This is a genomic window from Rhodococcus sp. NPDC127593 (assembly GCF_042671975.1).
Taxonomy (GTDB): domain Bacteria; phylum Actinomycetota; class Actinomycetes; order Mycobacteriales; family Mycobacteriaceae; genus Rhodococcus_F.
The window spans coordinates 1-1,767 of sequence record NZ_JBHXWI010000162.1; the positions used below are offsets into that span (position 1 = coordinate 1).

General features: G+C 66.9%; 1 protein-coding gene. It reads right to left on the bottom strand.

Translation table 11 applies throughout. The annotated features are described in order from the left end of the window. A partial coding sequence (locus tag ACFVJ3_RS49350) for a hypothetical protein (protein ID WP_378459024.1) occupies window positions 1–1,605 on the bottom strand: 1,605 nt, incomplete at its 3' end. Window positions 1,606–1,767: the final 162 nt, after the last annotated feature.

Consider the following 1,767-nt stretch of genomic DNA (forward strand, 5'->3'; position numbering starts at 1 on the left):
TTGCGCTGTGGCGGTGAGGGTATCGACGGCGGTGCGGTACGCGGTCGTTGCCGATCGTAGGGGGCCGGGAGTGGTTGTCGGGGTGGCGAGTTCGGCGAGGCCGGTGCGCAGGACCCGATCGTGGACACAGGTGAGGAACTTCGCGGTGTCGAGTCCGTGGTCGGTGACCTGGTACCGGTGGGTGCCCTCGATCCGGACGATGAGGCTGCGGGTTTTCAGTCGGCGCAGGTCGTAGGTCATCTGCCCGGCGGACACCGTGTCCGGGTCGAGTCCGCGCAGCTCGGCGGTGAGGGTGCGCAGGTCCTTGTTGGTGAAGCCGTTCGGGTGCAGCCGGAAGATCAGCAGTGCGGAGAGCAGGGCGTGGCTGCGCTGGTCGGCGAAGCGCAGTCCCGACACGCGGGCACCGGTGGCGGTGGTGACCGGGGCGGTGATGGCGGCGAGGGCGTCGGCGCCGGTGATCGGGTCGTGGCTGAGTTGTTGGACGCGCAGTAGGCGCCGGTTGGCGGTGTAGCCGATCTCCCGCAGTGCGGGCAGATGTGTCAGTCGTTTCCCGATCTCGAAATCGCGGGTGTTGTTGATGGTGGTCTCGGTACGCAGGGCCCGTCCCTCCTTGTGATACTGCTTGATCGTGGTGTGCTTGTAATCGACGTGCAGGCTGGGGGTGACACCCTCGGTGATCACCCGGGTGCGGAATCGTCCCGGGGTGGGACGCCGACGCCGCGACATCAGACGTCGGTCGAAGACCAACGCGACCTGATCGGGGCGGCCGATGTCGAGGTTGTCGCGGATGATCTGCTCGAAGAAGACCCGGCCCGTCACCGGGGCGTCGAGCATCTGGGTCAGGGAGAACTCGGCCTGCAACACCGACAGGTCGTAGCGGTAGCCGGCGTCCCGGTCGGCGTCGGCGAACGGATCCGGCAGAATCGCCAGCCACTTACGCAGCAGCGCGTCGATGCGTGCCGCGGTGAGCCGATCGCAGATCGCCTGCAGCGCGGCGGGATCGTCGACCGCGGCGAACGCGTTGTCGAGTGCGGTGAACCCGAGCCCGGCCTTGGCCGCCTGACGTTGCGCCCAGTGGTGGCCGTTGATGCAGAGTTTGGCGTTGTAGGGGAAGTACGAGCAGAACTTGAGGAAGAACGGGCCGAAGTCGGCATCGACGCAGTAGAAGTAGTAGTGGTTGACGATGCCGGTGGACCTGACGATCCACGGGTAGCTCCGGCCGTCGGTGTCGCGGCGTTTCTCGGTGCGGAACAGCGGTGTCTTCTCCTGTGCCCGGCCGATGAACACCACCCCCTCCGGCGCGGTGAAGCGCTGCAGCTGTTCGTGCATGACGTCGTCCTTGCGCTGGCCCTTGACGAAGTCGACCCAGGGAATGTGTCCGGTGTCGGCGAAGCGGTGCACCGCCGTCGAGAAGCGGTCGGTGATCCTCGCCAACGGTGCCGTGGAGGCGATCGGCAACCCCAGCTGCCGGTGCACGTAGCCGACCAGACCCTTGGCGTACTGCAGGCCCGGCACGTAGACGTTCAGGTACATCCGGTCGATGCACTCGACCTCGAACAGCACGTGCTCGGTGACGACATCGGCGACGCTGCGCGCTACGGTCATGGTGGGCTCCGGTGGGTCGGGCGGCCAGTAGGCCAACCAACCGCTACGACGGTTCATACACCCGATCGACGTCGTCGACCAGGGTCACAACCCCAACCGGCCGGAGCCCCCCGACCCAGTGACCACCACACGACTCGTCGGGCTGGGGCGAAGCCCCGTTAG